A 2,220-nucleotide genomic window follows, 5' to 3' on the forward strand; every position below is an offset into this window, starting at 1 on the left:
GGAATGTCGGGTCCACTGATCGCGACACGCGCCCCGCTTTTGTCGGTGCCGCCGTCATAAGGGGAGAGAATCGTCCTAATCAACGTATGAAGCAGCGTTGACTGTTGCGTTCGATGAGTGCCATCGGCTGTCCGCTTCAACGTCAGGTCGTTGGCTTTCGCGAGGGACACCAAGCGGTCGCGCACCACAGAAGCGAGTTCTTCCGCTGTTTTCGCCGATCGGGCACTCATCGTGACCACGCCGCCAGCGACAGCAAAGAGGTTCTTGATGCGATGGTCCATCTCTCGGAAGATTAGCCGCTGCTGCTCCTCTGCTCGCTTTCGAAATGAAATGTCACGGGCTATTTTCGAAGCGCCGACGATCTTGCCGTCCTTATCCCTGATCGGGGAGATCGTCAGCGAAATGTCGATAGTGCTGCCATCCTTGCGTTGACGAACGCTTTCGTAGTGCTCGACGCGCTCGCCGCACCGGATGCGGGCAAGAATGGCCGGCTCCTCATCCTGACGATCGGGAGGGATTAGCATCGTGACCGACTTCCCAATCGCCTCTTCAGCACTATAGCCGAACAGCCGCTCCGCGCCTTGATTCCAGCTCTTGATGATGCTGTTGAGGTCTTTCGAAATGATCGCGTCGTCGGACGAGTCGACGATCGCAGCGATGGCTCGATAGCGCGCCTCGCTTTCTCGAAGCCGTTGTTCAGTCTCCCGGCGCTCGGTGATGTCCACCAGCATGTTGACAGCGCCAACCAAAGCACCTGAAGCATCGAATAGGGGAGTTGGATACGGAATGAACGGCACGCGCGTGCCGTCCGGCCGTTCGGCGACCGCTTCCATGCCCCGGATCGGACGCCGCTCTTTCAAAGCCAGCGCCATCGGACATTCGGCGTGCGGCAAGGGAGTGCCGTCCGGCCAATAGAGCTTCCATGATCCGCAAAACTCGGCAGTCCCGAGCGTCGGCCGGCAGCCCCACAATTGCGCCGCCGCTTCATTGTAGTAAGTAATGCGGCCGACGGCATCCGTCATGTAGAGCGCTGCCGGCAGAGCCTGCAAGAGTTCGTCGGATCCCCACGCCCCCTGATGTACATTGGGCTTCTGCAGGGAGACCAGCAACGAATCGATGGCGTCTTGTTCGGCGTTACTCATCACACCCTCACGGCTGGAACACCTAAGCTTGCCTAAGCGCGACCGCCGTCATCACGTTAGCGTAGCATCTTGCGGAACCGGCGCAATTTCAAATTTTATGCCTTTGCCCGGTGACCGATGGTGCGGTTCCGGAAAGCTCCTGTCTCGCCTACAGCCCGGATCGATGCTGCTTGCCGATCGTGGCTACGACGTCGATTGGATAGAGAGCTCGCCATGAAGAGCGGCGCATGGGCCAATATCCCATCCAAAAGCAATCGCAACAATCCGATCTGCTTCAGCCCTTATCTCTACCGCAATCGCAACGGGGTCGAACGGTTCTTCAACAGGATCAAGCAATGTCGCCGGGTGGCGATGCGCTACGACAAACTTGCAGCCAACTACCTGGCCTTCGTTCAGCTTGCATCAATCCGGCTCGGGCTGCGCGCTAATGAGTCCACGTCCTAGCTCCAACGCCGCTCCGGTCTCGGACTGGTTACGAACGAGACACGCAGTCGCGTGCCCGCTAAACTCAATGCTCGCCGCCTTCATACCTCACGCTGACCACTTGTCTTCTTCGCGGCTGGCTTCATCTAAGGCGCTCTGCGATTTCGGCAGCGACGGCGGGATTCTCCGCATCTGCGATGGGAGTACCGTCCTGTTTCATTATCTTCTGACCTTCGACATCCACGGGAAAACCTTCCGGTCTTAGTGGCTTCTTTGAATCCGATGTCATGTCGTCCTCCCCGCGTTGCGCCGCGCGCTTGCTGGTCTGGCTTAAGCTCGACGCGAGGAATGGTTCCTATAGGCTATAGGGCCGTCGCCGCATTAGCCCCAGCAAAAATAGGAACGAAAGCAGCGCCTGAAAAAATTGCCGATGCTTCCACAGGTAAGGAGCACGAACATGAAAGTATCAGCGATCGCGTTAGCATTGTCCTTTGCGCTCGGCTCAACGTTGGCTGTTGCCCAAGGTGCCGGAGGAGCTGGGGGAGCCGGGGCCGGTGCGGGCGGCGCAGATAGCGGAGGCGCTGGTGACGGCAGCGCAGGTGGCGGAGGCGCCGCTGCTGGCGGTGCAGGTGCCGCCGGTGCAGGGGGCCCAGGT

Annotated in this window: 1 protein-coding gene and 1 pseudogene; one reads left to right on the top strand and one right to left on the bottom strand. The window is 59.3% G+C overall.

What is annotated here, in order from left to right:
• Window positions 1–1,142 (bottom strand): PAS domain S-box protein (locus KJQ96_RS38110; protein WP_213291120.1); only part of this gene is annotated, 1,142 nt, incomplete at its 3' end.
• A gap of 285 nt (window positions 1,143–1,427) precedes the next feature.
• Here KJQ96_RS38110 and KJQ96_RS41140 point away from each other — a divergent pair.
• A pseudogene (locus KJQ96_RS41140) lies at window positions 1,428–1,586 on the top strand (transposase); the annotation flags it as partial.
• Window positions 1,587–2,220 lie beyond the last annotated feature (634 nt).

Origin of the sequence: Bradyrhizobium sp. sGM-13 (genome assembly GCF_018398875.1) — a bacterium.
Lineage (GTDB): Bacteria > Pseudomonadota > Alphaproteobacteria > Rhizobiales > Xanthobacteraceae > Bradyrhizobium.